The 26,661-nt window shown below is 72.1% G+C and carries 28 protein-coding genes and 1 pseudogene; 10 read left to right on the top strand and 19 right to left on the bottom strand.

The genetic code is table 11. The features are described from left to right. The first annotated feature begins 42 nt into the window (after positions 1 to 42). The gene (locus MICAU_RS02750; RefSeq protein WP_013283755.1) at positions 43 to 1,194 is read left to right on the top strand and encodes an AI-2E family transporter; all 1,152 of its coding nucleotides are present in this window, start codon (positions 43 to 45) and stop codon (positions 1,192 to 1,194) included. 12 nt (positions 1,195 to 1,206) lie between these two features. Here the strand turns inward: MICAU_RS02750 and MICAU_RS02745 are convergent, their stop codons facing one another. Continuing rightward, complete coding sequence (locus MICAU_RS02745; protein ID WP_041798772.1) at positions 1,207 to 1,860, bottom strand: dienelactone hydrolase family protein; 654 nt, start codon at positions 1,858 to 1,860, stop codon at positions 1,207 to 1,209. A gap of 409 nt (positions 1,861 to 2,269) precedes the next feature. On the opposite strand from MICAU_RS02745, the gene MICAU_RS02740 reads away from it, so the two are divergent. The 3 genes from MICAU_RS02740 to MICAU_RS02730 all read left to right on the top strand — a co-directional run bounded on the left by MICAU_RS02740 (position 2,270) and on the right by MICAU_RS02730 (position 3,260). Then, complete coding sequence (locus tag MICAU_RS02740) at positions 2,270 to 2,662, top strand: MerR family transcriptional regulator (RefSeq protein ID WP_013283752.1); 393 nt, start codon at positions 2,270 to 2,272, stop codon at positions 2,660 to 2,662. Beyond that, positions 2,632 to 2,979: a thioredoxin gene (trxA, locus tag MICAU_RS02735; RefSeq protein WP_013283751.1), complete on the top strand. Its 348-nt coding sequence runs from the start codon at positions 2,632 to 2,634 to the stop codon at positions 2,977 to 2,979. Before MICAU_RS02740 ends, trxA begins: the two co-directional genes overlap by 31 nt. A 101-nt stretch (positions 2,980 to 3,080) precedes the next feature. Further along, positions 3,081 to 3,260: a hypothetical protein gene (locus MICAU_RS02730; protein ID WP_013283750.1), complete on the top strand. Its 180-nt coding sequence runs from the start codon at positions 3,081 to 3,083 to the stop codon at positions 3,258 to 3,260. Positions 3,261 to 3,302: 42 nt separating this feature from the next. Here MICAU_RS02730 and MICAU_RS02725 read toward each other — a convergent pair whose 3' ends face one another. The 6 genes from MICAU_RS02725 to MICAU_RS02700 are packed head-to-tail and all read right to left on the bottom strand — an operon-like array spanning position 3,303 to position 9,367. Then, complete coding sequence (locus tag MICAU_RS02725; RefSeq protein WP_013283749.1) at positions 3,303 to 5,675, bottom strand: glycoside hydrolase family 65 protein; 2,373 nt, start codon at positions 5,673 to 5,675, stop codon at positions 3,303 to 3,305. Continuing rightward, positions 5,672 to 6,424, bottom strand: coding sequence for a beta-phosphoglucomutase family hydrolase (locus MICAU_RS02720; RefSeq protein WP_013283748.1), 753 nt, complete (start codon positions 6,422 to 6,424; stop codon positions 5,672 to 5,674). The genes MICAU_RS02725 and MICAU_RS02720 overlap by 4 nt, the downstream gene beginning before the upstream one ends. Before the next feature lie 47 nt (positions 6,425 to 6,471). Beyond that, complete coding sequence (locus MICAU_RS02715; protein WP_013283747.1) at positions 6,472 to 6,939, bottom strand: DUF4442 domain-containing protein; 468 nt, start codon at positions 6,937 to 6,939, stop codon at positions 6,472 to 6,474. A gap of 48 nt (positions 6,940 to 6,987) precedes the next feature. Beyond that, entirely contained in the window at positions 6,988 to 8,052 is a 1,065-nt protein-coding gene (locus MICAU_RS02710; protein WP_013283746.1) for an ABC-2 membrane transporter-related protein, read from the bottom strand. Further along, positions 8,049 to 8,957 (bottom strand): ABC transporter ATP-binding protein, encoded by a 909-nt coding sequence (locus tag MICAU_RS02705; protein ID WP_013283745.1) that lies wholly within the window; start codon positions 8,955 to 8,957, stop codon positions 8,049 to 8,051. Before MICAU_RS02705 ends, MICAU_RS02710 begins: the two co-directional genes overlap by 4 nt. Further along, the gene (locus MICAU_RS02700) at positions 8,954 to 9,367 is read right to left on the bottom strand and encodes a GntR family transcriptional regulator (RefSeq protein ID WP_013283744.1); all 414 of its coding nucleotides are present in this window, start codon (positions 9,365 to 9,367) and stop codon (positions 8,954 to 8,956) included. Before MICAU_RS02700 ends, MICAU_RS02705 begins: the two co-directional genes overlap by 4 nt. A 109-nt stretch (positions 9,368 to 9,476) precedes the next feature. Between MICAU_RS02700 and MICAU_RS02695 the strand changes: the two genes are divergently transcribed. Further along, complete coding sequence (locus MICAU_RS02695) at positions 9,477 to 10,001, top strand: hypothetical protein (protein WP_013283743.1); 525 nt, start codon at positions 9,477 to 9,479, stop codon at positions 9,999 to 10,001. Between the two features lie 84 nt (positions 10,002 to 10,085). Here MICAU_RS02695 and MICAU_RS02690 read toward each other — a convergent pair whose 3' ends face one another. Continuing rightward, on the bottom strand, positions 10,086 to 11,042 hold the full coding sequence (locus MICAU_RS02690) for a sulfotransferase family protein (protein ID WP_083791300.1): 957 nt from the start codon (positions 11,040 to 11,042) through the stop codon (positions 10,086 to 10,088). On the opposite strand from MICAU_RS02690, the pseudogene MICAU_RS32610 reads away from it, so the two are divergent. Next, positions 11,041 to 11,745: pseudogene (locus tag MICAU_RS32610) on the top strand (nucleoside/nucleotide kinase family protein); the annotation flags it as partial. The gene MICAU_RS02690 and the pseudogene MICAU_RS32610 sit on opposite strands and share 2 nt — an antisense overlap. A gap of 27 nt (positions 11,746 to 11,772) precedes the next feature. Then, a complete protein-coding gene (locus MICAU_RS32605) occupies positions 11,773 to 12,156 on the top strand; it encodes a YybH family protein (protein ID WP_167545753.1) in 384 nt (127 codons plus the stop codon). Between the two features lie 12 nt (positions 12,157 to 12,168). Here MICAU_RS32605 and MICAU_RS02680 read toward each other — a convergent pair whose 3' ends face one another. The 3 genes from MICAU_RS02680 to MICAU_RS02670 are packed head-to-tail and all read right to left on the bottom strand — an operon-like array spanning position 12,169 to position 14,056. Further along, a complete protein-coding gene (locus MICAU_RS02680; RefSeq protein ID WP_041798769.1) occupies positions 12,169 to 13,080 on the bottom strand; it encodes an aminoglycoside phosphotransferase family protein in 912 nt (303 codons plus the stop codon). Further along, entirely contained in the window at positions 13,077 to 13,265 is a 189-nt protein-coding gene (locus MICAU_RS02675; protein ID WP_013283739.1) for a DUF397 domain-containing protein, read from the bottom strand. The genes MICAU_RS02680 and MICAU_RS02675 overlap by 4 nt, the downstream gene beginning before the upstream one ends. Continuing rightward, on the bottom strand, positions 13,256 to 14,056 hold the full coding sequence (locus MICAU_RS02670) for a helix-turn-helix domain-containing protein (RefSeq protein ID WP_013283738.1): 801 nt from the start codon (positions 14,054 to 14,056) through the stop codon (positions 13,256 to 13,258). The genes MICAU_RS02675 and MICAU_RS02670 overlap by 10 nt, the downstream gene beginning before the upstream one ends. Positions 14,057 to 14,213: 157 nt before the next feature. On the opposite strand from MICAU_RS02670, the gene MICAU_RS02665 reads away from it, so the two are divergent. Together MICAU_RS02665 and MICAU_RS02660 are read left to right on the top strand one after the other, a co-directional pair. Then, positions 14,214 to 14,483, top strand: coding sequence for a hypothetical protein (locus MICAU_RS02665; protein WP_013283737.1), 270 nt, complete (start codon positions 14,214 to 14,216; stop codon positions 14,481 to 14,483). Further along, on the top strand, positions 14,480 to 14,827 hold the full coding sequence (locus MICAU_RS02660; protein WP_013283736.1) for a hypothetical protein: 348 nt from the start codon (positions 14,480 to 14,482) through the stop codon (positions 14,825 to 14,827). The genes MICAU_RS02665 and MICAU_RS02660 overlap by 4 nt, the downstream gene beginning before the upstream one ends. Positions 14,828 to 14,874: 47 nt before the next feature. Here the strand turns inward: MICAU_RS02660 and MICAU_RS02655 are convergent, their stop codons facing one another. From MICAU_RS02655 to MICAU_RS02630, 6 genes are all read right to left on the bottom strand, one after another. Then, on the bottom strand, positions 14,875 to 16,188 hold the full coding sequence (locus MICAU_RS02655; protein WP_013283735.1) for an ABC transporter ATP-binding protein: 1,314 nt from the start codon (positions 16,186 to 16,188) through the stop codon (positions 14,875 to 14,877). A gap of 157 nt (positions 16,189 to 16,345) precedes the next feature. Next, positions 16,346 to 18,529 carry a bifunctional glycosyltransferase/CDP-glycerol:glycerophosphate glycerophosphotransferase gene (locus tag MICAU_RS02650; protein ID WP_013283734.1) on the bottom strand — a complete coding sequence of 728 codons (2,184 nt, stop codon included), beginning with the start codon at positions 18,527 to 18,529 and terminating at the stop codon, positions 16,346 to 16,348. 16 nt (positions 18,530 to 18,545) lie between these two features. Then, positions 18,546 to 20,447: a DUF5941 domain-containing protein gene (locus MICAU_RS02645; RefSeq protein ID WP_013283733.1), complete on the bottom strand. Its 1,902-nt coding sequence runs from the start codon at positions 20,445 to 20,447 to the stop codon at positions 18,546 to 18,548. Then, a complete protein-coding gene (locus MICAU_RS02640) occupies positions 20,444 to 21,187 on the bottom strand; it encodes an ABC transporter ATP-binding protein (protein WP_013283732.1) in 744 nt (247 codons plus the stop codon). Before MICAU_RS02640 ends, MICAU_RS02645 begins: the two co-directional genes overlap by 4 nt. Then, on the bottom strand, positions 21,188 to 22,015 hold the full coding sequence (locus MICAU_RS02635) for an ABC transporter permease (RefSeq protein ID WP_013283731.1): 828 nt from the start codon (positions 22,013 to 22,015) through the stop codon (positions 21,188 to 21,190). 66 nt (positions 22,016 to 22,081) lie between these two features. After that, the gene (locus tag MICAU_RS02630) at positions 22,082 to 23,452 is read right to left on the bottom strand and encodes an L-serine ammonia-lyase (RefSeq protein ID WP_013283730.1); all 1,371 of its coding nucleotides are present in this window, start codon (positions 23,450 to 23,452) and stop codon (positions 22,082 to 22,084) included. 830 nt (positions 23,453 to 24,282) lie between these two features. On the opposite strand from MICAU_RS02630, the gene MICAU_RS02625 reads away from it, so the two are divergent. After that, positions 24,283 to 24,486 (top strand): PspC domain-containing protein, encoded by a 204-nt coding sequence (locus tag MICAU_RS02625; RefSeq protein WP_013283729.1) that lies wholly within the window; start codon positions 24,283 to 24,285, stop codon positions 24,484 to 24,486. Between the two features lie 81 nt (positions 24,487 to 24,567). Here the strand turns inward: MICAU_RS02625 and MICAU_RS02620 are convergent, their stop codons facing one another. Beyond that, positions 24,568 to 25,344, bottom strand: a complete 777-nt coding sequence (locus MICAU_RS02620; RefSeq protein ID WP_013283728.1) for a DUF4230 domain-containing protein — start codon at positions 25,342 to 25,344, stop codon at positions 24,568 to 24,570. 133 nt (positions 25,345 to 25,477) lie between these two features. Next, positions 25,478 to 26,638, bottom strand: a complete 1,161-nt coding sequence (locus tag MICAU_RS02615) for an acyl-CoA dehydrogenase family protein (protein ID WP_013283727.1) — start codon at positions 26,636 to 26,638, stop codon at positions 25,478 to 25,480. Positions 26,639 to 26,661: the final 23 nt, after the last annotated feature.

The raw sequence follows: 26,661 nt of genomic DNA, 5'->3' as shown, positions 1-26,661 counted from the left end.
GGCTCGCGTCGGGTACCAACGGCCTCGATCGAGGAGGGCGACGTGGACGACGACGCTGGTATACCCGGGCGGGCACCGACCGCCGGACCGCGGCAGACCTGGGCCGGACTGCCCTGGCCGGTACGGACGGCGGTCACCTGGAGCGCCTGCCTGCTGGTGGTGACGGCCGGGCTGTGGCTGCTGGGGCAGATCGCCGTGCTGCTCGCGCCGCTTGCGGTGGCGCTGGCCGGCACACTCTTCCTCGCCGCGCTGCTCGATCCGGTCCTGGTACGCCTGCGCCGGCTGCGGGTGCCGGCCGGGCTCGCCGCGCTGCTGAGCATCCTGCTGCTGCTCGGCATCCTGGGCGGTGCCGGCGTCCTGGTCTGGAACCTCACGGCGAGCCAGTTCGGCGAGCTGAGCCAGCAGCTCGACGAGGGGTTGCAGCGCACCCGCGACTTCGTCACGTCCAGCCTGCCGGTCACCGACCAGCAGCTCGACCGGCTCGTGGAGCAGATCCGGCAGGGCCTGAGCAGCGGTGCGCCCGACCCGGTCGCCGGGGCACGCAAGGTCGCCGAGGTCGCGGGCGCGGTGCTGCTCGCCCTGGTGCTGCTGTTCTTCCTGCTCAAGGACGGCCGCTCGATGTGGCGCTGGGTGCTGCGCCGGCTGACCGGCCCGCGCCGGGCGCTGACCGCCGAGGCGGGACGGGCCGGCTGGCGGACGCTCGGCGCGTACAGCCGGGGCACGATGATCATCGCGGCCATCGACGCCATCGGCATCGGGCTGGCCCTGGTCGTGCTGCGTGTCCCGCTGGCCCTGCCGCTCGCCCTGATCACGTTCCTCGGCGGGTTCGTACCGATCATCGGCGCCACGGTGGCCGGTGCGGTGGCGGTGCTCGTCGCGCTCGCCGCGAACGGTCCCACCACCGCGCTGCTGACGCTGGCCGCGGTGATCGCCGTGCAGCAGATCGAGGGCAACCTGCTGGAACCACTGGTCATGCGGCGGCAGGTGCAGCTGCACCCGGCGGTCATCCTGGTCGTGGTCACCGCCGGCACGCTGGTGGCCGGGGTCGCCGGGGCGTTCGTGTCGGTGCCGATCGCGGCGGTGCTGTGGCGGGTGCTGGACACCGTGCAGCGGCACCGCGCCGCCGAGCGGAGCGGCTCCGACGTTCCCGCACCGACCGCCGACCCGGGCCGCGCCGCCGAGGCAGCCGGCTGATTCCGCCGCCGGTCAGGCGGGGTGCGGCTGGCGCAGGTGCGTGGTGAACCACGTACCTGCCTGGTCGGCCACCTGCTCCAGCGTGCCGGGCTCCTCGAACAGGTGCGTGGCGCCGGGCACGATCCGCAGCTCGGCGACCTCGCCCAGCGCGTCCCGGGCCTGCTCGTTGAGTGCGATCACCTGCTCGTCCAGGCCGCCGACGAGCAGGAGCGTCGGTGCGCGTACCGCAGTCAGTGAGCTGCCGGCCAGATCGGGCCGGCCGCCGCGGGAGACCACAGCGCCCGCCCGGTCCGGCCGGGCCGCGGCGGCGACCAGCGCGGCGGCGGCGCCGGTGCTGGCGCCGAACAGCCCGATCGAGAGCCTCCCCAGCTCCGGGTCGGAGCCCATCCAGTCGACGATCCCGGCGAGGCGCTCGGCCAGCATGCCGATGTCGAAGCGCAGCTCGGCGGTGATCTCGTCCCGGGCCTCCTCGTCGGCGGTCAGCAGGTCGACGAGCATCGTGCCGAGCCCGCGCTCGTTGAGTGCACGCCCGACGGCCATGTTGCGCGGGCTGTGCCGCGAGCTGCCGCTCCCGTGCGCGAACAGCACCACCCCACCGGCTCCCGCCGGCACCACCACGTCCCCGACGAGCCCGCCGTCCACCACAGGCACCGAAACCTCACGCATTCCCCTCACCGCCCCTCCCGCTCTCTCCCCCTCCCCTCACGCATACCCCCCACCCCGACGATCATGAAGTTGACGGCCCAGAAAGCGCTCCCCCACCCCGCCAACTTCATGATCAATCCCACCGGGGAAGGCCCCGGGGCAGATCTTGGTACGAAACGGCCCCTGGAGGGGCCATTCCGTACCAAGATCCACAAGGACGGCACCCCAACCCCGCACCCCGCCCCGGACCGGGGTTGATCATGAAGTTGGCGGCGGATTCCGAGATCGAAAACGCCGCTAACTTCATGATCGACAGGGACAGCGGGGAAGCCCGGGGGACAGCGGGGGGGAAAGCGCACGCGTGCGGGGTTGCGTTGACGTCGGCGGCAAGGTTTAGCGTCAACCTGGCAGTGAGGGACGGGGGCGGCGGATGCGGATCGGGGAGCTGGCGCAGCGGGCCGGTACGAGCACCCGCACCCTGCGCTACTACGAGGCCCACGGGCTGGTCCGGCCGAACCGGTCCGCCAACGGGTACCGGGTCTACGACGAGGCGGAACTACGTGTCGTCCGTGAGATCCGCTCCCTGCTGGCGATCGGCTTCGGCCTGGACGACATCCGCCCGTTCGTCGCCTGCCTGCGCGCCGGAAACGACTCCGGTGACGTCTGCCCCGATTCGGTGGCGGTGCTGCGGCGCAAGCTCGCCGAGGTGGACGACTACCTCGACCGGCTGGGTGACGTCCGCCGCCGGCTGCACGACCAGCTCGCCCACGCGATCGCCCAACGGGAGGAAACATGCCTCAGGACACGGGGACCGGCCGGCTGAACCCGGTCACCGACGACACCTTCGCGGCCACAGTGCTGGCCGCCGACCGGCCGGTGGTGGTGGACTTCTGGGCCGAGTGGTGCCCGCCGTGCCGGGTGGTGTCGAAGCACCTGGCCGAGCTGGCCGAGGAGTTCGGTGACGCGCTGCGCTTCGTCACCCTCAACACCGACGAGAACCCGGCCACCGCGCGCGCCCACCGGATCATGTCCGCGCCGACCATGCTGGTGTTCCGGGGCGGCGAGGTGGTCGGCTCGATCGTCGGCTCCCGCCCCAAGGACCACCTGCGGCGCAGCTTCGCGCAGCACGTGGACGGCTGAGCCCTCGCCTGGACGGCTGAGCCCTCGCCTGGACGGTTGAGCCGCCGCCGGGCGGGAACGCGCCGGGTGACCACGGACCCCGACCGATCGCGAGGATCGTCATGGCGAAACAGGACAGGTCCCGGGAACAGGAACTCACCGACCAGGAACGCCGCAAGCAGGAGCTGAAGCGCTCGCCGGACTGGGCCGACCGCGCCTCGACGGCGCGCACGTCCGACGATCCGCGGGCCACGGCGCCGCGCGACGCCGGTGGGCGTCCGTCCAACGGCCGCCAGTTCTGAGGTACGCGTACCGAGCGGTCCCGCCCCTCGTGGCGGGGCCGCTCACTCCATGCGTTCGGGCAGGTGCATCAGCGGCGCGCGACCCTGCGGCTGCTCCGGTTGCGGCCCTCTCGGGTGTGTCGGCGGCACCGCCACGGTGACCGGCTGCGCGGAGGTGACCTGCAGCGGCTCGCCGTGATGCCGCAGCTCCACGACGGTGTCCGGGCCGCCGTTGCGCAGCGAGTACGTCGTCTGGTGCGGCCGGACGTCGACCCGCAGCCGCATCCCGTGCCACTGGAGCGAGAACTCCAGGCGGCTGAGGCGGCTGGAGAGCCGGGGCGCGAAGGAGAGCATCCCGTCGTGGTCCCGCAGCCCGCCGAACCCGGCGACGAGCGCGATCCAGGCACCTGCGAGTGATGCCATGTGCACGCCGTCGCGGGTGTTCTCGTTGAGGTCGTGCAGGTCCATCAGCGCGGCCTCGCGCAGGTAACGGTGGGCCAGTTCGAGGTAGCCGACCTCGGCCGCCAGCACCGCCTGGGTGCAGGCGCTCAGCGACGAGTCGCGTACGGTGCGCCGCTCGTAGTAGACGAAGTTGCGCAGTTTCTCTGCGGCGCTGAACGCGTCGCCCCGCCAGTGCATGGCGAGCACCAGGTCGGCCTGCTTGACGACCTGCTTGCGATAGAGGTCGAAGTACGGGTAGTGCAGCAGCAGCGGGTACTTCTCCGGCGGCGTGTGCTCGAAGTCCCACTCCTGGAAGCGGGTGAATCCCTCCACCTGCTCGTGCACCTCGGTCTCCGCGTCGTACGGGACGTGCATGTCGTTCGCGGCGTCCCGCCAGGCGGCGGCCTCCTCCTCGGTGACGCCGAGGTCGAGCGCCTGGTCCCGGTAGCGCATCGCGCAGTCCGCGGCGGTACGCAGGTTCCGCTGCGCCATCAGGTTGGTGTAGACGTTGTCGTTCTTCACCGCCGTGTACTCGTCCGGGCCGGTCACGCCGTCGATGTGGAACCGTCCGGCGCGGTCGTGGTGGCCGAGCGAACGCCACAGCCGGGCGGTCTCGATCAGCAGTTCCAGCCCGATCTCCCGTTCCAGCGCATCGTCGCCGGTGACCAGCACGTAGCGGCGCAGCGCGTCGGCGACGTCGGCGGCGATGTGGAACGCGGCGGTGCCGGCGGGCCAGTACGCCGACGACTCCGGCCCTTCGATGGTGCGCCACGGGAAGGCGGCACCTTCGAGGTTCAGCGTTCGGGCGCGTTCCTGGGCCTGCGCCAGCGTGTCGTACCGCCACTGCAACGCGTCCCGCACCGCGCCGGGCTGCGTGTACGTGAGCACCGGCAGCACGAACATCTCGGTGTCCCAGAACGCGTGGCCGTCGTACCCCGGGCCGGTGAGGCCCTTGGCCGAGATCGGCCGCCGTTCCGCGCGGGCGCCGGCCTGGAGGACGTGGAAGAGGCCGAACCGGACGGCCTGCTGCACCTCGGGGTCGCCTTCGACGCGCACGTCGGCGGCGTCCCAGAACGCGTCCAGGTATTCGCGCTGGGCCCGGCGCAGCCCGTCCCAGCCGTCGAGCCGGGCCGCTGCGAGCGCCGCGCCGACCTGGTCGCGCAGCGCCGGGAGGGAGCGGCGGCTGGACCAGCCGTACGTGAGGTACTTGACCACCCGCAGCGTCTGGCCGGGCTTGAGCACGCAGCCGATGGTGGTGCGGACCCAGTCCTCGTACCCCTCGCTCTCGATCGTGGTGCGTTCGGGCCCGTCCACGTCGTGGCCCATCGCGGCGGCGACCCGCAGGCCGCTGACCTTGGTGCGGTGGATGAGCTGGCCGCCGTCGTCGGTGGTCAGCTCCTCCTCGGCCTGCAACGGCGACTCCAGGACGGCGGCGACCCGCGGGTCGCGGCTCTGCGGCGGCAGCGACTCGTTGGCGACCAGCTCGGACTGGAGGATCAGCCGCAGCGGCCCGTCGACCGGCTCGACCTCGTAGTGGATGGCCGCCACCGAGCGCTGGGTGAACGACACGAGCCGGGTGGTGCGGACCTTGACCTCGCGGCCGGCCGGGGAGCGCCAGTGCAGTTCCCGCTGGAGCGTGCCGGCGCGCATGTCGAGGACCCGCTCGTGGGCGAGCAGTTCGCCGTAGCGCACGTCGAGCGGCTCGTCGTCGACGAGCAGCCGGATCAGCTTGCCGTTCGTGACGTTGACGATGGTCTGCCCGGATTCGGGGAATCCGAAGCCGGCTTCCGCGTAGGGCAGCGGGCGCAGCTCGTAGAACGAGTTCAGGTAGGTGCCGGGCAGCCCGTGCGGCTCGCCCTCGTCGAGGTTGCCGCGCAGCCCGATGTGCCCGTTGGACAGCGCGAACACCGACTCGGACTGGGCCAGCACGTCCATGTCGAGCTGCATCTCCCGGACGTGCCAGGGCTCGACCGGGTACGCCCGTTCCCGGATCACGCGGCCGGCTCCGGGGCGAGCAGGTCGGCGAGGTCGGTGACCACCACGTCGGCGCCGTGCGCCAGCAGCTCGTCGGCCTGGCCGACCCGGTCGACGCCCACCACGTACCCGAATCCGCCGGCCCGCCCGGCGGCGACGCCGGCGAGGGCGTCCTCGAAGACGGCGGCCTGCGACGGTCCGACGCCGAGCAGCCGGGCGCCTTCCAGGAACGTGTCCGGGTGCGGTTTGCCGCGTAGCCCGTGCGCGCGGGCGACCACGCCGTCCACCCGTGCCTCCAGCCAGCGGTCCAGTCCGGCGGCGTGCACCACGGCGGCGCAGTTGGCGCTGGCCGAGACGACAGCGCGGCGCAGTCCGGCCGTGGTGGCCGCCTCCAGGTAGCGCACCGAGCCCTCGTACACCTCGACGCCGTCGTGCTCGATCCGCTGGAGCAGGACGACGTTCTTGCGGTTGCCGAGGCCGTTGACGGTGTCCGCCTCGGGCGGGTCGTCCGGCGATCCCTCGGGCAGCGTGATGCCGCGCGAGGCCAGGAATGTGCGCACCCCGTCGGCGCGCGGTCTGCCGTCCACGTACCGGTTGTAGTCCGGTCCGCTGTCGAACGGGTGGAACGGCTCGCCGGTTTCGGCCGACCGGCGTCGCAGGTACGCGTCGAACGTCTCCGCCCAGGCGGCGTTGTGCACCTTGGCGGTCTGCGTCAGCACACCGTCCAGATCGAAGAGACAAGCGTTCACGTGCGCGGGGAGGCCCAGCATCGCTTGAATCTATCCAGCCCTCGCCCCGGGCAAACCCCGTTCGGGGCTCAGCGGTTCGGGCGGAGCGTCCAGATCACTGTGAGCGAGGAGGTGAGCGTGCCGTCCTCGGTGTGGACCTCCACCTCGACCGGGAACTCCGGCCGCCGCCCGGCGTCCAGCTCCGCAAGCACCTCGGCGGGTACGCCGCCGAGCCGCGCGGTCGCCAGCACCGGCCCCACCGCCACCTTGCGGTAGCGGATGGTCGCGGTCACGGCCAGGGGTACGGCCCGGTCGAGCGCCTGCCCGAACGCGGCCAGGACAACCGCGCCCGAGGCGGTCTCCCCCAGCGTGAACATGGCTCCGGCGTGCGGGCCGCCCACGTGGTTGTGGTGCGCCGGGTCGTCGGGGAGCCGGACCACGGCCCGGACTCCGCCCTCGGCCTCGGGCGCCACCTCGACGAACTCGATTCCGAGCGTGCGGGCGAACGGCACGGCGTCGAGGAGACCGGCCGCCACCTGGCGAGAGTCGATGCTCATGCCCGAACGCTACTCGCCAGTAACAACACCGGCAAGGCCGATCCCTGTTCAGCCCGCGCTCAGGTCGGTACGGCGGACGATCCACCAGACGACGAGGAGCGCCAGCGCGGTCAGGCCCAGATAGCCGCCGGCGACGATCAGGTGGAACTCGGGGATCCGGCTGCCCGGCTGGTACTGGAGGTGCTGCTGAAGGTTGTGCTCGACGAAGCAGGCGAGCGTCCGGCCGGTGCCGTTGTCGGGCGGGCAGAGGCGTTGCAGCTCGACCCCGGTGAGCTCACGCCCGGAGGCGTCGAACGCGCCGGACGGCCCGTCGATCCCGTAGTCGATCATGCCGCCCTTGACGACCAGGGCGTTGTCGCGCAGCACACCCACGCCCGGCCCGCCGATGACGCGGTGCGCGGTCAGCGGCTCCATCAGCGTGGGGTAGCGCCACCGGACGAGATAGGTCAGGCCGACGAAGCCGACGATCACGCCGAACACGGCCGGGAGCGTGCGCTTGATCGCGGCGCCGAGCGCGACACCGACCGCGAACCAGCAGAGGCTGATCACCGCCGGAAGCATCGCGGTGTTGAGGAACGGCCCGTACTCGAACAGGCTCACCGGTGCGACCCGGGCCTGGAGTCGCTCCAGGTGGTCGCTGACACCGGCGACGGCCGAGGTCACCGCCGCCACGAACAGGCCGAGCAGGGCCAGCCGGGTCCAGAGCCACCGCTGCGGGGAGACGTCCTGGCTCCAGGCCAGCAGCAGGGTGCGCTGCTCGTGTTCCCTGGTCAGCACCGGGACGCCGACGAACACACCGATCAGCAGCGGCATCCACTGCACCACCTGCGACAGCACGGCCAGCGTCAGGACCAGGCCGGATGAGCCACCGAGCCGCCGGCCCTGCGGCGACTCCTCCGCGCAGAACGTCTCGTGACACTGGTGCCACAGGCTCGTCAGCTCCACCGACAGGTAGGTCATCCAGCCCACCAGGACCGCGGCCAGGACCAGCGTGCCGATCACCGTCCAGCGGTGCTGACGCCAGGTCAGCCAGAGCAGACCGCGTACGCCCCCGGCGTACCCGGGGTCGCTCCGGCGGTTCGGGGGTGCGGACAGCTGGCCGACCGGGCTCATGCGGCTGCCTCCCGCTCGTGCGGCGCGGCGGCCGACGCTCTGAGATGGGTCAGGATCAGCTCGTCCAGGGTGATGGGCTGGGCGGTCCAGCCGGGTGCCACGACGGCGTGGGCCGCCGGTGTCGCCGGCCGCCGGAGGACGAAGGTGGACTGGCGGCCGGTGTGCTGCGCCTGGACGACCGTGCCCGGCCCGGGTGGCTGGTCGGCGCGGGGCCCGGTCAGCCGGACGTGGCTGTCGAGGAGTTCCTCGACGTCGCCGGCGAGGACGGGCCGGCCGGCGTCGAGCAGCAGCAGGTGGTCACCGACGCCGCTCAGCTCGGCGACGATGTGGGTCGACAGCATGACAGTCATGTCGTCGTCGGCGACCTCCGCCAGCAGCTCGCCTGTCACCTCGACGCGGGCCAGCGGATCCAGGTTCGCGAGGGGTTCGTCCAGCAGCAGCACCGCCGGGCGGGAGCCGAGCGCGACCGCCAGCGCGACCTGCGCCCGCTGCCCGCCGGACAGCTTGCCGCAGCGGCGGTCCAGCGGGACGGCGAAGCGGTCGAGCCATGACAGCGCCCGCCGCTGGTCCCACACCCGGTTCGTCGAGCGGCCGAAGCGGAGCATGTCCGACACGGTGAAGTCGCGGTAGAGCGGCTTGTCCTGGGCCAGGATCGCCACCCGGCTGCCACCGTCGGCGGACCCGCCCCGCACCACCTGCCGGCCGTGCACCGACACCGTGCCGCCGGTGGCCGCCAGGGTGCCGGCGATGATGCTCAGCAGCGTCGACTTGCCCGCGCCGTTCGCGCCGACCAGCGCGACGACCCGGTTGGCGGGCAGCGCGAACGAGCACTCCCGCAGCGCCCACACGGCGCCGTAGCGCCGGCTCAGGTCACGCGCCTCGACGGCGACCGGCTCGCCGCTCACGCCGCGCCCTCCGCGTTGTCTCTCCTCGCGGGTGCCGCGTTCGCCGCGATCACGGAGGCGAGCAGCGCCTGGACGTCCTCGTCCTCCAGACCGGCCTCCCGGGCCTGGCCGAGCCACCGGGCCAGGCTGCCGCGCAGGCGGGCCATGACGTGGGGATCGGCGTGCCCGAGCGTCCCGCTGACGAACGTGCCCGCGCCCTGCCTCGCCTCCACCAGGCCGGACAGCTCCAGCTCCCGGTAGGCCTTGAGCACAGTGGTCGGGTTGACGGTGCACGCGGTCACCACGCTGCGCACGGTGGGGAGCTGGTCCCCGGGCCGCAGCGTCCCGATCCGCAGCGCCTCACGGACCTGCCGCACCAGCTGGGCGTACGCGGGGACGCTGCTGGACCGGTCGACATGAAAGTTGATCACCCTGGTGACCCTCCGTCAGATTGTTATGGTTAAGTAGAACACCAGTTAAGCGACATGGCAACGACCGGACGGCGTTTCGGAGGCTGCCGACTCCGGGTAGCGAGTGGCCATGAACCGCGATCTCGCGCGCGGGCTGACGGTGGCGTGGGCGCTGCCGGAGTTCCGCGACGGGCTGCGTCACCTCGTCGACCTCGACGAGGTGACGGTGCTGCTGGCCGCGCTGTCCCTTCCGGACCGCGACCGCGAGGTCGAGCGCAGCGCCCTGGGCCTGCTGCGGTCCGGGCTCGACAGCACCGAGGTCCGGGAGGCGGTGTTGCTGCTGCTGGAGCGGGACACCGTACGCCGGCCGCTCGTCGCCGCGGCGGTGGAGCCGCTCGCCAACCGGCCCGGCCTGGTCACCGCCGTCACGTCCGCGACCGAGGACCCCGGGGTACGCCACGAGGTACGGGCGATGCTGGACAGCGCCGGCGTACGCGAGCTGATCTGGCGGGCGGTCGACGATCAGGTTGGCGACAACCGGTTCGGGCTGATCCGCCGGGCGGCGGTGCTGTTCGTCAGGCACCCGAGCGCACGGCGCCTGGGGTGGGCGCTCCGCCGGCACGGCGTGCTCCGCGAACTGCGCCACAGGGCGTGACACCTGATCTGCGGTTGCCCGGTCGTGTCACCTCCGAGATCTTCGGGCCCTACTGTCCCGGCTCCTGCTGAGGTCGCTCGGCCGTCACTCGTATCCCATCGCGGGGATGATCTCGCCCAGTTCCCGCTCGACGTACGCGCGGGTGTCGGCGTCGAACTGGTCGTCGCGGTGCGCGAGCTTGTCCGCCTGGAACGTCGACGCGGTGACGGCGTCCTCGACGCCGAGCCGTTCGAACAGGGCCCGCCGCTGCCCGGGCCAGTCGGCCGCCAGGTCCTCCGCCTTCACCTCGACGTATCGCCGGCTCGTCAGGTCGGCCGCGTTCCTCCAGGCCAGCCACCTGTCGTAGACCGGCAGCAGGTAGGCCAGCGCACCGTCGACCGTGGACGGAGCCCACGGCTGGGCCAGGTGGGAGGCGAGCACCGAGATCGGGTGACGCTTGATGTGCACGATCGTCGCCTCGGGCACCAGTTCCCAGAGGAAGTCCAGGTAGAAGAGGTTGAACGGCGTCTTCTCGCACCAGGTCGGCTTGCCCGCGTCGGCCGCCGCCCCGCCGAACAGGGTGTCGACCAGGCCCCGCAGGACGCCGATCAGTTCGCTCCGGTCACGGAAGTACCTCGGGACGACCCGCCGTCGGCTGGCCGGCCCGAACGGCCCGGCGGGCCGGTCGCCGTCGCCGAAGCCCTCCGCGGGCGCGGGCTCCTCGAAGGCGTGCGCGATCACCTGCGGCCAGAGCCGGTGTACGGCGTCCCGATAGCGCCGCTCGCCGACCAGCTCGGGCACGGTCTTGCCACGGTCGTCACGCCGGCCGGGCGCGCGTACGGTGAGGAAGTCGCTCAGCCGGTGCAGGGCGTCCTCACCGACGATGGGGTCGTACCGGTCGGTGAGCGCGTCGGCCAGATCCCGCAGGCCGCCCGGTTCGACGAGGAACTTGGTCTCCATGGGGATCCGGTGGATCAGCGGATGCTGGCCGATGACGTCGGCGATCCGCGACGTGCCCGAACGGCCCGTGCCCGCGACGAAGACCGGTGAGGGGGACGGCATGGACGGCAGTCAAACTCCCGGCCCGGCGCAGGGGCAATCCAATTATCCCCGCCGCGATCAGCTGATCGCCCTCCTGGCCGACGCGGTCGGGTCCGTCACAGTGGCGCACCCGACGCGGGTCGCCGTCGACGGGCCGCCCGCCGCCGGAAAGACCACGCTCGCCGACGAGCTGGCCGCCGTCCTGCGCGCCCGCGGCCGGTACGTCATCCGGGCGACAGTCGACGACTTCCTCTTCCCCCGGGAGCGGCGCTATCGACGGGGTGAGTTCTCGGCGCAGGGCTGCTACGTCGACACCCACGACCACGGGACGCTGAAGCGGGTGCTGCTCGATCCGCTCGGCCCGGGCGGCGATCGACGCTTCCGGCGCACGGCCTACGACCACGCCACCGACGCGGTGCTGTCCCCGCCGCTCACCACCGCTCCCGCCAACGCCGTGCTGGTGTTCGACGGCGTCTTCCTCCTGCGCCCGGAACTGCTCGACCGGTGGGAGCTGCGGGTGCTCGTGTCGGCCGCGCTGGACCGTACCGTGGAGCGTGCGGTGGTCCGGGAGAGCCCGGTGTCGTCCCGGGCCGACGTCGAACGGCGCTGGCGGGAGCGTTACCTGCCCGCCCAGCGGCTCTACTTCGCCACGGCCCGCCCGGCCGAGCACGCCCACGTCGTCGTGCACAACGACGATCCCCGGCAGCCGATCTGGGAGACCCGGACACACCCGGATGGCAGGCTGGCGACCATGGACAGGAATCGGGTGGCCGCCTGGATCGCGGCGTACGAGCAGGCGTGGCGCACACCGGGAACGGCGGCGCTCGGCACGATGTTCACGGCCGACGCGAGCTACCGGCAGGGGCCGTACCGGGATCCGGTCGTCGGCCTGCCCGCCATCACCCGCATGTGGGACAGCGAGCGCGACGGACCCGACGAGGTCTTCGAGATGACATCGGAGATCGTTGCGGTCGACGGCGACACCGCTGTGGCACGGGTGCAGGTCCGGTACGGCGACCCCGTCCACCAGGAGTGGCGCGATCTCTGGATCATGCGGTTCGCCGAGGACGGCAAATGCTTGTCGTTCGAGGAGTGGCCGTTCGCGCCGGAGAAGCGGGCCGCCGCCGCCGGGTGAGAGACGGGCCGTCTAGTCGGCGGATATCTCCCCGAGAACGCGTTGCGCCTCGGCCGATTCCTCCGCGTCCTCGGGGTCGTCGACGGTGCGGGAGTAGGTGGACAGCGTCTTCCAGAGCGCCCAGCCACGTCCGCGCGCCCAGGTCGCGTCGTCCACCGACAGCCGCTCGCGGAATGCCGCCCGGCCCTCGACGCTCAGCAACGTCCAGGCGATCGCCAGGTCGCAGGCCGGGTCACCGACGCCGCATGTCCCGAAGTCGATGACGGCCGCCAGCCGGCCGTGCGCGAGCAGCAGGTTTCCCGAGGCGATGTCGCCGTGGAACCAGCGATCCACCCCGTCCCAGCGGGCGCCGACCGCCCGCGCCCAGATCTCGCGTACCAGCGCGGCATCGACGCGGCCGTCCAGCGCCACGAGCGCATGCTCGACCTTCTTGTCGTACGTGCGCAGCGTGCCGCCCCGGAACCAGTTGTGGACGCCCGGCTGCGGACCACCGGCGGCGTCGACGTCCTGCAGGGCCGAGAGGAATCCGGCCAGGTCGAGGGCGAACCGCACCGGGTCGGCGATCCGGTCCACGGCCGCGGTCTCGCCGTCGAGCCAGCGGTAGATCGACCACGGATACGGGTAGCCCGCACCCGGCTCGCCCTTCGCCAGCGGTGCGGGGATGGGCAGTGGCAGCCGATCGGCGAGGGCCGGGAGCCACAGGTGTTCCTTGTCGACGGCCAGGGCGTACTCGGCAGCGCTGGGCAGGCGCACCAGCAGCTCGGGGCCGAGGTGGAAGGTCCAGTTGTCCCAGCCGCCCTTGGCGACCGGTTCGATCCGGAGGGCGGCCAGGTGTGGGAACTGGTCGGCTACCAGGCGACGCACCTGCTCCACGCCGACGGCGGTGCGTCGTGGCGGGGGACCGAGATCCGGTACGTCACTCACGCCCGTTTGGCGTACGCGACGAACGCCGCCCAGCTCGACGGCGTGAACGTCAGCGCCGGCCCCTGCCGGTCCTTGCTGTCCCGCACCCCCACCACACCGGGCAGGTTGTCCGCCACCTCGACGCAGTTGCCGCCGTTACCGCTGCTGCGGGTGCTCTTGCGCCAGGTCGCGCCGGTCAACTCCATCGCTTCGCCGCCTCCGTGATCGCCGCCAGAGTCGCCCCGTGCGGCATCGCCTCCGCGCGAATGGACTCCCACGTCTGCCGCAGTGAGTTCACGTCCACCGTGCGCTCCACGATTGTGCCGTGCAACGGGTTATCCAGATAGCCCAGATCGTCGCCGTCGGCCGGGGTGGCGAGCACGAAAGCACCGTTGAGCCCCGGATAGGCACCGACCGTCTCCGGCACCAGGTGCAGGTGCACCCGGGGCCGCCGTGCCATCTCGATCAGGTGCTCCAACTGCTCCCGCATCACCTTCGGCCCGCCGACCGGGCGAGCCAGCGCCGCGTGGTCGAGCACCACCACGAACTGCGGCGGCGTGGGGCCGTCCAGCACCGCCTGCCGGGCCAGCCGGGCCGCCACCTGCTGTTCGACCGCCTCGCCGACGAACTGCGCGGCCCCTTCGTAGAGCGCTCGGGCGTACCCCTCGGTCTGCAGCAATCCGGGCACCACGAGTGGCTCGTAACTGCGTAACGCCGTCGCCTCCTGCTCGATGCTCACCCACTCGCGGAACCACGGCATCAGCGCCTCCTGCATCAGCGCGTCCCGGATCCGCACCAGCAGGCCGCCGCCGTTCAGCACCTCGTCGCAGCGCTCGGTGAACTCGGCGCGCGGCGCCCGGCGGCACTGCTCGACGGCCGCCACCAGCGACGCCGAATAGCTCACCCGCTCACCCAGCGCCTCCTGGGTCAGCCCGGCATCGGTGCGTAACCGGCGCAGCTCGCCGGCGAACAGTTCCCACAACGGCACACGGATCATCTGCACACCTCTGCACACGGCTGCACACGGAAATCGGCCGGTCGGACGGCCAGGAAGGTGGGGGTGGAACGCCTTCCGACCCTAGCGGCGCGGTGACGAGACTGTCACGCAGTGGAGCCGAATTCGTCCGGTTCCCGCTACCGAGAGGAGTTGCGCCGTGCGACTGCGCTGGTTCCGCTGCCGGGGTGCGTCGGCACCGACACTGCCCCACCGGGTACGGGGCGACAACCTGCCGGAGTGGATGCGGCAGCCGACGCGTCCACTGCCGACGATGGGCCCCGGCCGGGTCGGCAACCTCACCCCGGCCCAGCAGTGGCGGGCGAACGGCGGTCGCTGGTCCGTACCGGAGCAGCGCGGGAACGGCGGCGGCCATCGGTCCGCTCCGGAGAGGCGCCCGGGAGACGGCCACCACGAGGAGCGCCGGTGATCAGCCACCAGCTCGGGCAGCCGCCGGACGGGCCCAGGCCGGATCGCCCCCGGCCGTACCCGTTGCACGCCACCCCGCACACGCCGCTGCGTCCGATGTGGTGTTGCCGGGCCTGCGGCCAGCCGTGGCCGTGCCCGATGGCCCGCCTGCTGCTGCGCAGCGAGTACGAGGACAACCGGATCGGGTTGTCCATCTACCTGTGCGGGCTGCTGTACGAGGCCACGCGCGACCTCTACCGGCTGAACCCGAACGACGCGCCGGCCCCGGCCGACATGTTCGCCCGCTTCGTCGGCTGGGGCCCGTACCGCCGTCACCGGCCCGTCCCTCCGGGCGGCGACTGTTAATAAGGGGCCCTTCCTCTACCGGAGGCGTTAATAGGGTGCCCCTCCTTTCACCGCCAGCCGACGTCGATGCGGTCGCCTCGCTCGTCGAAGAAGTGCAGCGCGTCCATCCGTACCTGCACGGCGAGCGGGTGCCCGGGCGACACCTGCGGGTACGGCGCGAGCCGTACCGCCAGTTCCGCCGGACGACGGTGGTGGCGGCCCGGGTCGGGCAGCACGCTCGTGCGGTTGCCGGCGCCCCCGCCGGCCTCCGGGGCCGGGGCCGACGACTCCGCCGCGCGGCCGGTGAGCCGCTGCATCACCTGGTTGAACCGGCGCAGGCCGCGCTGGCCCGGTGCGGCCTGCTCGACCGGCGTGCCCATCTCGTCGACGACGATCGCGGTGGCGCCGATGTCGAGGAACGCGAGCGACTCGTGACCGTGGTGCTCCAGGTAGCGGATACGCCCGTGCAGCACGTCACCGGCGGTGTCCGGGGCGACCGGGGTGAGCGCCTCGGCGCGCATGCCGACCACGATCCGCTCACCGTGGTAGTGCGCCACCGCACGGCTGCGGATGTCGTCCCAGGGCAGGTAGAGCGACTGCTCGCCGAGGTTCAGCGCGACGTACCGGTCGAGGTGGACGTAGACCGACGCCTCCAGCAGGTTCATCCGGGGGCTGCCCAGGAACGCGGCGACGTAGAGCGTCGCGGGACGGCCGTACACCTGGGTGGGGGTGCCCACGTCCTGGAGCACGCCCTTGCGCATGATGGCGACGCGGTCGGCCATGGTGAGCGCCTCGGCCTGGTCGTGGGTGACGTAGATGGTGGTGACGCCCAGCTCGCGGGTGAGGCCGGAGATCTCCGCCCGCAGCTCGGCGCGCAACCCGCTGTCCAGGTTGGAAAGTGGCTCGTCCATGAGGAACAGGCCGGGCCGGCGCACTATCGCCCGCCCCATGGCGACCCGCTGCCGCTGGCCACCGGAGAGCTGGCTGGGCTTGCGCCCGAGCACGTCGCCGATGCCGAGCGCGCTCGCCACGTCCTGGATCCGCTCACCGCGCGGGCCGGGCTCGACGCCGCTCAGGCGCAGCGGGAAGCCGATGTTGTCGCCGACCGTCATGTGCGGATAGAGCGCGAAGTCCTGGAAGACCATGGCGATCTTCCGGTCCCGCGGTGGCAGGTCGTTCGCCAGCTCACCACCGAGCATGATGGCGCCGGAGGACGGATCCTCCAGTCCGGCCACCATGCGCAGCACTGTCGATTTCCCGCAGCCCGACGGGCCGAGCAGCACCATGAACTCGCCGTCGTTGACGTCCAGATTGATGGTGTCGACCGCGACTGTTCCGTCCGGGAACACCTTGGTGACATCCTTGAGCGCGACGGTCGCCACCGCCACCTCCCCAGCTACTCGCCCCAAACCCGGGAATGACTGTGACCAGGATCATCTGATTCGCACATCGGGTAAACGTGCCATGTTCAGCTCGTGACAGTCCTATTAACCGGTATTCGCCGGGCTCCGCAGTTAAGTGACCTGCCGGTAACCACTTTTACGGCGTTTCGCCGAGGAACACGCGGCGCACCACGCGCTCGGCGGCGTGCCCGTCGTCGAGCGCGCAGAACCGCGACCGGAACGCCGTCCGGGCCCGCTCGGCCGCCTCGTCGTCGACCGCGCCGGAACGGAACACGTCGAGCAGGCCGGGGAAGTCCAGCGCGACGGGCCCCGGCGGCTCGGCCAGGAGGTCGAAGTAGACGCCCCGGGCGACCCGGTAGGCGTCCCAGTCCGGCGCGTAGACCACTATCGGCCGGTCCAGCACCGCGTAGTCGAACATCGCCGAGGAATAGTCGGTGACCAGCACGTCCGCCGCCAGGTAGAGGTCCTCCACCCGGTCGTACGCGCTCACGTCCAGCACGCCGTCCGCGGCCGGTCCCCGGGGGTGCCGCTCCCGGTCGTGGAAGTAGTGGCTGCGCATCAGCAGCCGGCCCCGGGGCCCGAGCACGTCGAGCATCCGGTCCGGGTCGAACGGCGGCCGCCACCCGGGCAGGTGCTCCCGGTGCGTCGGCGCGTAGAGCACCACGTACTCGTCGGGTGCGATGCCCAGCGCGGCGCGGACCTGGCCGCGGTCCTCGGCGGTGGCCAGCGCCAGCCGGTCGTTTCGTGGGTAGCCGACCTCCAGCGTGGTGTAGTCCGCCGGGTACGCCCGCTCCCACATCTGGGTGGAGAAGCTGTTCGAGGTGATGCTGTAGTCCCAGCGGTCGACGCGGCGCAGCAGGCCGGCGAAGTTCATCCCCATCGCGCCCACCGGGTAGCGCTGCTGGTCCAGGCCCATCACCTTCACGGGCGTGCCGTGGTGGGTCTGCACGTGCACCGAGCCGGGGCGCTTGCGGACGAAGTCCGGGAAGTTGACGTTGTTGACGAGCCAGCGGGCGCGGGCCAGCACGCGGTGGTACTCGCGGCTGCCGGCCACCACGTACTCGACGCCCGGCGGCAACGTGGCCACCCGGTCGCGGCGGACGATCCACACGCCGCGCACCTGCGGCGCGAGCCGTCGGGCCGCCTCGTAGATCGCCGCCGGGTTGCACGAGTAGCCCCGGTACCAGTAGGCCGCGTACACCGCGAGCGTCGGGTCGATCGGCCGGTGCAGCTCGGCCCGGTAGTACTCGCCCAGTGCCAGGTCACGGGCCCGCCGGGCGGTACGCCGCACCACCGGCGTCACTCGCCGCCGCGCCCGCCGCGCGGTACGCCGGGCCGTCTCCCCCGCCTGGTGCGCCTCGCGCAACGCGCTGAACGTCCGCCAGCGCCCGGCCGCCACCAGCCGGTGCTTGAGCCCTTCCGGGCCGGGCGGGACCGGGTAGCCCTCGGGCGGCAGGAACCGCACGTAGTCGGCGTGCATCTGGGCGAAGAACGGTGCCCGCAGCTCGGGCGCGATCCGGGCGCCGTTGCCGAGCACCGTGAGGTAGTGCCAGATCATCCGCTCGAAGACGGCCGGTCGCAGCCCGGTCACGTGCCAGCGGTCCATCAGCCCGAACACGCGGTGCCACTGGGCGAAGACCTCGAAGTGCCGGTCCCCCCGGGTCTTCGTGATCGCGCCGGTGCGGCGCTGCCGGTAGTTCAGGCAGATCCGGTCGAGTACGCCGATCCGCCCGGCCGCCATCAGCGCCGGATAGCTGAACGAGACGTCCTCGTACCAGCCCGGCTCGAAACGCAGCCCGCGTTCGAGCAGGAACTCCCGGCGCACCACCCGGTTCCACGCGGTGTGCAGCAGCTTCAGCGTCTCCGGCCGGTCCCGCAGCGTGAACGTCGTCGCGCCGGGCGGGTCGGGGAACACGTCACGCATCGCGCTGCGGGTGCCGATGTTGTTCCAGTGCGCCCGGACGTGATCGACGATCAGCACGTCCGGCGCGGTGTCGCGGAGCCGGTCCGCGACGTGCGGCAGGCAGCCGGGCACCAGCCAGTCGTCCCCGTCGACGAACCACACGTACTCGCCGACGGCCCGGTCCAGCCCGATGTTGCGGGCCGGACCGAGCCCGACGTTCTCGGCGAGGCGTACCGGGCGGACCCGGGGGTCGCGCAGCGCGTACTCGGCCAGGATCTCGCCGCTGTCGTCCGGCGAGGCGTCGTCGACACCGATCACCTCGATGTCGCCGAACGGCTGGCCGAGGATCGAGTCGAGACATTCCCGCAGGTAGCCCTGCACCTTGAAGGCCGGCACGACGAAGCTGATCAAGGTCACCCCGGCCCGCCCTCCGTCAGCCCGGCGAGCGCACACCCCCACGGGCGCGGGCCGGCAGGACCACCCAGGCGAGGACCACGCTCGCGACAAAAACCACGAGAAGGTACGCACCGATTGTAGCTAGAGCGATACTCGCATATCCGGCGATCAGCCCGATTGCCAGCAGCAGCGAACGCCCCGGCCAGCCCAGCGTGGCCGCGTGCAGCGGCGGCGCCGACTGCCGCTTCTCCAGCCGCGCGGTCAGGTCGTAGTGCAGCAGCGTGAGCACCAGGACGTACCCGAAGATCAGCCAGGCCGGGGCCCGGCCCGCCACCCCGACCGCGATGGCGAACAGGTACTCGGCGGCCCGCAACGCGGCCGGCACCAGCCAGTCCAGCGACCCGTCGTGCGGCGCCCGCGACGCCTGCGCGGCCCCCAGCAGCAGCACCAGCGCGAGCACCGGCACGAAGACCGGCAGGTCCCCGCCGCCGTGCACCGCCAGCAGCGCCCACACCAGCGTCCCCGCCGCGCCGAGCGCGCCGAGCACCGCCAGCAGCAGCGGCCGTCGCGCGGTCGGCAGCGTCCGCACCAGCAGGCCGTCGTCACGGTGCAGACCCGCGTCCACAGTGGTCAGCACCGGCACCCGCATCCACCGCGCCCGCAAGGTCCGCAACCCCCCGGTGTACGCGAACGCCAGCGTCCCCCAGACCAGCACCGCGACCAGCGCCACCAGCGGCCCGAACAGCGCGGCGGCGATCGCGATCAGCGCCCACCGCTCACCGATCGGGAACACCACTGTGCGCTTCAGCCAGTACGACACCGAGCCCGTGTCCGCCTGCACCCGCGTCGACGCGGCGTTCAGCTTCCCGCCGATGCCGCCCGCGTCGGCGCTCACCACCTTCGGCCGCCGGGCCGCCTCGTCGTGCAGCGCGCCGTACCACGTGTCCGTCATGTGCCGCACTGTCTGCAACGTCATCGCGGCGAGCGCCAGCGCCCAGCCGTACCGGAACCCGGCGTGCGTGGCGCCGAAGCCGAGACCGGCGTAGACCACGTACTCCTTGAACCGGTCGGCCATCGTGTCCAGCCAGCCGCCCCAGGCGCTGAAGTGCCGGGTGTAGCGGGCGAGCTGCCCGTCCACGCAGTCGAGCACGAAACCCAGGTAGAGCAGGACCGCGCCGGCCACCAGCGCGGGCCGTCCACCGGCGCCGAACAGCACCGCCGCGGCCACCGCGAACGCCACCGAGACCATGGTGACCCCGGTCGGGCCGATCCCGATCCGGGCCGCCGCCTTCGTGACGTACGGGGACCAGGTGCTGACGAAGAACGTGGTGAAGAAGTCGTCCCGCTCCTTCACCGACAGCTTCAACTCGGCGCGGTCCTCGTCGACGGCGGCCACCGCCGACTCGGCCGCCACCCGCTGCGCCTCGTCGCCGACCCGGTGCGCCACGAGCAGACGTACCCGATGGGCGAAGATCAGTGTGCCCCCGGCGGCGAGGTCGGCCACGAGCCGGTCCACCGCGCCCAGCGGCCCGCCGCCCGCGGCGCGGCGGGCGGCCTCGGCGAGCGCCGGCAGGTCCGCCGCGCCCACCCGCAGCGCGCCGCCGAACACGCCGCTCGCCTCGGCGGCGCCGACCTCGACCACCTGCCCACGCTCCTCACGCACGGTGGCCTGCCCAGGAGCGGGCGGATCGGTGAGCACCAGCGCCACCGTCGGCCCCACCGGGCTGGTCGCGAGATGCTTGAGTACGGCGGTGTGCGCCACCAGGTCAGCGCCGCTGACCAGCACCGGGCCGGACGCGGCGGCCACCAGATCGGCCAGCTCGGTCAGGTCGGCGGCGATGCGAACGTCGTCCGCCCCGGCCCGCCGCCACTGCGCGGCCAGGCGTTCGGTGAGGTGGCCCGCCGCCGGGTCGGCGGCGAGCACGATCGCGAGCGTCACCGCTTCGCCGCGTCGGCGTAGGCGGCCAGCGCCTCGTCAATCGTCCCGTCGACGATCAGCCGTCCGGCGTCGAGGTAGAGCCCCCGACGGCAGAACCGGGTGAGGTCCTTGTCGTTGTGTGACACCAGCACCAGCGTGCGCCCTTCCGCGAGAAGTCGCTCGATGGTCGCATAGCACTTCGCGCGGAACTCCGCGTCCCCGACCGCTGTCACCTCGTCCACAAGCAGCACCGGGTGCGGCAGGTGCGCGATCACCGCGAACCCCAGCCGCACCTTCATCCCCGACGAGTAGTGCCGCACCGACGTGTCGATGGCGCGTTCCACCTGCTCACCGGCGAACGAGACGATCTCGTCGAAGTGCTCCCGCAGGTACGCCGACGACAGCCCGTGCAGCCCGCCCACCAGGTAGAGGTTCTCCCGGCCGGTCAGGTCGCCGGAGAACCCGGCGGACAGTTCGAGCAGCGGCGCCACCCGGCCGTGCACGCGGATCGAGCCCTCGTCCGGGATGAGCACGCCGGCGATCAGCCGCAGCAGTGTGCTCTTGCCGGTGCCGTTGCGGCCCACCACGCCCACCGTCTCGCCCGGCTCGACCCGGAACGACAGGTCACGCAGCGGCCAGAACCGGCCCGCGTCCGGGTCGCGGGCGCCCCGGTGCACGATCAGCTCCCGCAGCCGTAGCTGACGGCGCCGGTTGCGGACGAACCGGATGCCGAGCCCGTCCGCCTCGATGATCGGGGCCATTCAGAGTTCCTTCAGCACTGCCGGTTCGAGGCGGTGGAACGCCCACCAGCCGAGCGCCAGCACCAGCACACTGCCGGTCACCGTGATGGTGAGCAGCCGGGCATCAGGGAACTCGTCCGGATACCAGACCGCGTGGTGCAGCTGGAAGATCCCGACCAGCGGGTTCAGCTCGTACCCGATCTTGAGCCAGGCGGGCATGCCCGATTCCCGCACCAGGTCGAGCGGGTAGATGATCGGCGTCGCGTAGAACAGCAGCCGGATGACCAGCCGCATCGTGCGTTCGATGTCGCGCATCAGCACGTTGCCCGCCGACAGCAGCAGCGCCAGGCCCACCAGCAGCACGAACTGCACCGCCACCGCCAGCGGCAGGGCGAGCAGGCTCCAGCCGGGGCGGATCTTCCCCTGGCTCGCGTAGATCGCCGCGACGGCGGCCAGGATCGGCAACCCGGCCAGGTACTCGGCGAACCGTCCGGCGACCCGCCCGATCGGGAAGATCGGCCGGGGCAGGTTCATCGTGGTGATCAGCCGGGACTGCCCGGTGAGCGCGTTCGCGGCCTCGGTCAGCGCCGAACTCGCCCACATCCAGGCGAAGATCCCGGTGATCAGGAACAGCGGGTACGACCCGGCCGCCTCGCCGAGGTGCCGCCGGGTCGCGCCGGAATAGAGCACGCCGAAGACGAACCAGTAGATCAGGCCCATGCCGAGCGGCTCGATCAGCGACCAGAAGTAGCCCAGCACCGACTGCTGGTACTTCACCGCGAGATCCCGGCGGACCAGGATGCGCAGCGAGGTGCGGGCGGACCAGAGCGCCGCGACGCCTGACGTCACCGCATCATGGTCGCTTTGTCAGTCGCGCTCCCGGGCCGGGTGCGGGCCGGGGTCACCCCAACGAGGTCAGCACTCGATCACGTTGACGGCGAGCCCGCCCCGCGCGGTCTCCTTGTACTTGACCTTCATGTCCGCGCCGGTCTCCCGCATGGTCTTGATGACCTTGTCCAGCGACACGTGGTGCACCCCGTCGCCGCGCAACGCCAGCCGGGCCGCGGTGATCGCCTTGATGCTCGCCACCGCGTTGCGCTCGATGCACGGAATCTGCACCAGGCCACCCACCGGATCGCAGGTCAGCCCCAGGTTGTGCTCCATGCCGATCTCGGCGGCGTTCTCCACCTGCTCCGGCGTACCGCCCAGCGCCTCGGCCAGCCCGGCCGCCGCCATCGAGCACGCCGAACCCACCTCACCCTGACAGCCCACCTCGGCCCCGGAGATCGACGCGTTCTCCTTGAACAACACACCGATCGCGCCCGCCGCCAGCAGAAACCGGACCACGCCCTCCTCGGAGGCACCCGGCACGAACCGGGTGTAGTAGTGCAGTACAGCCGGGATGATCCCGGCGGCACCATTCGTCGGCGCGGTGACCACCCGCCCGCCGGCCGCGTTCTCCTCGTTGACCGCCAGCGCGAACAACGTCACCCAGTCCATCGCGCGCAGCGGATCCTGGCTGCCGGTCTCCGCCTCCAGGCTGCGCCGCATCTCCGCCGCGCGCCGCCGGACCTTCAACCCACCCGGGAGTACGCCGTCACGGGTGCAGCCGTTCTCCACGCACTCGCGCATCACCCGCCAGATCTCCAGCAGCCCGGCGCGCACGTCCGCCTCGCTGCGCCAGGACACCTCGTTGGCGAGCATCACCTCACTGATCGACAGCCCGGTCTCCGAGGTGACGGTCAGCAGCTCCGCGCCGGTCAGGAACGGGTGCCGTACCCGGGTGCTGTCCGCCTTGATCCGGTCCGCCCCGGCCGCCGCCTCGTCCACCACGAACCCGCCACCGACCGAGTAGTACGTGCGCGTCCGCACCTCGCCCCCGGCCGCGTCGTACGCCGCGAACGTCATCCCGTTCGGGTGATACGGCAACGAGCGCCGACGATGCAGCACCAGATCCGTGTCCGGATCGAAGTCGACCCCCTGACTGCCGAACAGGTCGAGCCGCCGCTGCGTACGGATCCGCTCCACCCGCGGCCCGACCGAGTCCGTGTCGACGGTCTCCGGGACCTCACCCTCCAGCCCCAGCAGCACCGCCCGGTCACTGCCGTGCCCGTGGCCGGTCGCGCCGAGCGAGCCGAACAGCTCCGCCCGTACCCGCGCCACATCGGCGAGCATCCCGTCGGCCTTCAGACCCGCCACGAACGTACGGGCGGCCCGCATCGGCCCGACGGTGTGCGAGCTGGACGGCCCGATACCGACGCTGAAAAGATCGAAAACACTGATCATTTGCTGCTTTCCTCGCCGTCGTCCCCGTTGTGCGGATCCGAGCCGGTGCGTGGGTGCCGCGCCCGCCGGGCGGGTAGACGGCCGGCGCCCGGGGTGGGGGCGCCCGACCGGCGAGCCTACCTCGCCCCCGTGAATACCCGCCCCCACTCCGCCACATACCCGCCCCGGCGCACGCGTCCGCCCCCTGCCCGTTCCACTCCCGCCGTCGCCCACCCGCTCCATCCCGCCCGCTCAGGCCCGCGCCCGCCCCGCCCGCCCTCGCGCTACTGCCGCCGACTCCCGCCCCGCCCCTCCCCGTCGATCTTGGAGTTATGGCGCCCAGGATGCCCGATTAACGCCATTCGCGAGGTGCCACAACTCCAAGATCGACGCGCCGTGGCCTGCCCCCGGGGAGATCTTGGTACCGAATGGCCCCCATAGGGGCACTTTCCTACCAAGATCTCCACTGCCCCAGTCAGCGGAACGCCAGTCCCGCGAGGCGGAAAGCGCTCGACGCAGCACCCCTCGCCGAGCAGGGCTCCCGCCCGACGCCACCCCCACCACTCCCGCGATCTTGCAGTTGCGGCCCTGAACAACTGCGCGAATCGGGCACAACGGGGGCCGCAACTGCAAGATCGCGAGGGCTGCGCGGGGCGGCGCGACGGCGGCACGGGGCAGCGCGAGGGCGGCGCGAGGGTGAGGCGAGGAGCGGGGGCGTTGGTGAGGAAGCGCCGGGGTAAGCACCTACGGGTGCCCGGGTCGCCGATCCTCCTCGGGGCTGAGGGCGCGGCGCGTACCCCTTTCTACCGTGGAATCAGCGCGGCGGATCGCCGCAGAAGTGGGAGACGACGATGAGTCGCAAACTGGTCCGGCCCCGCCAGGGGCGCATGATCGCCGGTGTCTGCGCCGGCCTGGGGCAGCGGTTCGGCATGTCGGCCGGCATGGTCCGGCTGCTGTTCCTGCTGTCGCTGCTGCTGCCCGGCACGCAGGTGATCGTCTACCTGATCCTGTGGATCCTGATGCCGAACGAGGACCGCTACCTCGCCACCCGCTGACGCGACACGAGCCGGGACGCCGGCACACACGCGACGCGCCCGCCCCGGAACCATCGGGGCGGGCGCGCGGCGTCAGAGCGGTCAGGGAGCGGTGTACGTGACCGTCACCTTCTCGTACCCGAGGGAGCGCAGCAGCCCTTCGAGCATCTTGCGGGTGTTCTCCTGGGCCCGGGCGGTGAGCCCGCTGTCCCGGGCGGCAGCGGTGATCCGGTCCTCGGCGAGCTTGTAGACCTGCTGCTGCCGGTTCGGGTCGCCCGCGACCAGGTCGTTGAGCCGGTTGATCAGGCCGCGCTGCTCGGCGAACACGTAGCTCTTGTCCATGTCCAGATCGGTCTCGCCGAGCTGCGGCGCGGGCAGCTTGATCTCGGCGGACTTGCCGTCCTCGGAGACCACCACGGCACCGTCGGCGATCTTCCCGAAGTCGACGTACGCCTCGACCCGGCCCGCCCCGACGAACAGCGTGCGCTCGTTGAGCAGGAAGTCGGGCACGTTGCGCCTGTCGTTCTGCACGTCCACCACGACCTGGAAGTTGCCCTCGGCGGCGACGTAGCGGCTCAGGTCACGGATCGACTTGAGCAGCGGCGGCTGGCTGCGGTCGGTCTGCTCCTTGGCGAACGGGTTGCGGAAGTCGGGCAGCAGACCGGTGGCCTGCACGCCGAGCAGCACCACGACCGCCAGCGCCGCCGCGCCGAGCACCCAGAGCAGGCCGCGCGCCGGGCCGCCGCCCGACGCCGGGGCACCGGGGGCGTACTCGCGGTCGTGGTCGGGCGAGCCCTCCGCCCGGTCTCGAAGGGACTCGCTGGTGGGGTAGTCCGGGAACTCCCGGGTGGGCTCGTTGATGTCACCGTCGCGGGCCATCGCCCTCACCGTCCTCGTCCGACACTTCCTCGTCCGACACATCGATCCTCAGCCGACACATCGACTGACAATGACGGTACGGCCACCGTGCGACAGTCGCTCGCCGAGCGCCCCGATCGGGTGAAACCGCAGGTCAGGCGAACGCGGACAGGCCGGTGAGCCGCTGGCCGATGACGAGCTGGTGGATCTCGGAGGTGCCCTCGTAGGTGAGCACGCTCTCCAGGTTGTTGGCGTGCCGCATCACCGGGTACTCCCCCGAGACGCCGTTGGCGCCGAGGATCGTGCGGCACTGCCGGGCGATGGCGAGCGCCTCGCGGACGTTGTTCAGCTTGCCCACGCTCACCTGGTCGGGCCGCAGCGTGCCCGCGTCGGCGAGGCGGCCCAGGTGCAGCGCGAGCAGCATGCCCTTGTTCCACTCCACCGCCATGTCGGCGAGCTTGGCCTGGGTGAGCTGGAAACCGGCGAGCGGGCGGCCGAACTGGGTGCGCGTGGTCGCGTACTCCAGGGCGGTCTCCAGGCAGTCGCGGGCCGCGCCGAGCGCGCCCCAGACGATGCCGTGCCGGGCCTCGGTCAAGCATCCCAGCGGCGCTTTGAGCCCGATCGCCTCGGGCAGTCGCGCGTCGGCCGGCAGCCGGACGTCGTCGAGGGCGATCTCGCCGGTCAGGGACGCGCGCAGCGACATCTTGTGCCGGATCTCGCGCGCCGTCACCCCCGGCGTGTCCATGGGTACGGCGAAGCCGCGCACCCCGTCGTCGGTACGCGCCCAGATCACGCCCACGTCCGCGATCGGCGCGTTGGTGATCCACAGTTTGCTGCCGTTGAGGATCCAGTCGTCGCCGTCGCGGCGGGCGCGGGTGGCCATCGAGGCGGGGTCGGAGCCGTGGTCGGGTTCGGTGAGCCCGAAGCAGCCGATCGCCTCACCGGCCGCCATGGCGGGCAGCCAGCGCTGCTTCTGCTCCTCGCTGCCGTAGCGCCAGATGGCGTACATGGCGAGCGATCCCTGCACCGACACCAGCGAGCGGACGCCGGAGTCGCCGGCCTCCAGTTCCAGGCAGGCGAGCCCGTACGCGACCGCTGACGCGCCGGCGCAGCCGTAGCCGGTCAGGTGCATGCCGAGCAGGCCGAGTTTGCCGAACTCGCGGGCCAGTTCGCGGGCCGGAACCTGGCCGTCCTCGTACCATCCGGCGATGTGCGGGCGTACCCGGTCGGTCACGAGCCGGCGCACGACGGTGCGGATCTGCCGCTCCTCGTCGCTGAGCGACGCATCGATGTCGAGCAGGTCGAGAGGAGTCATGGCGTCACCTTAACCAAGACTCA

The sequence above is a fragment of the Micromonospora aurantiaca ATCC 27029 genome, from assembly GCF_000145235.1.
Classification (GTDB): domain Bacteria; phylum Actinomycetota; class Actinomycetes; order Mycobacteriales; family Micromonosporaceae; genus Micromonospora; species Micromonospora aurantiaca.
Note: the sequence above shows the minus strand (reverse complement) of the source record. Positions and strands in the feature narration are given on the sequence as shown.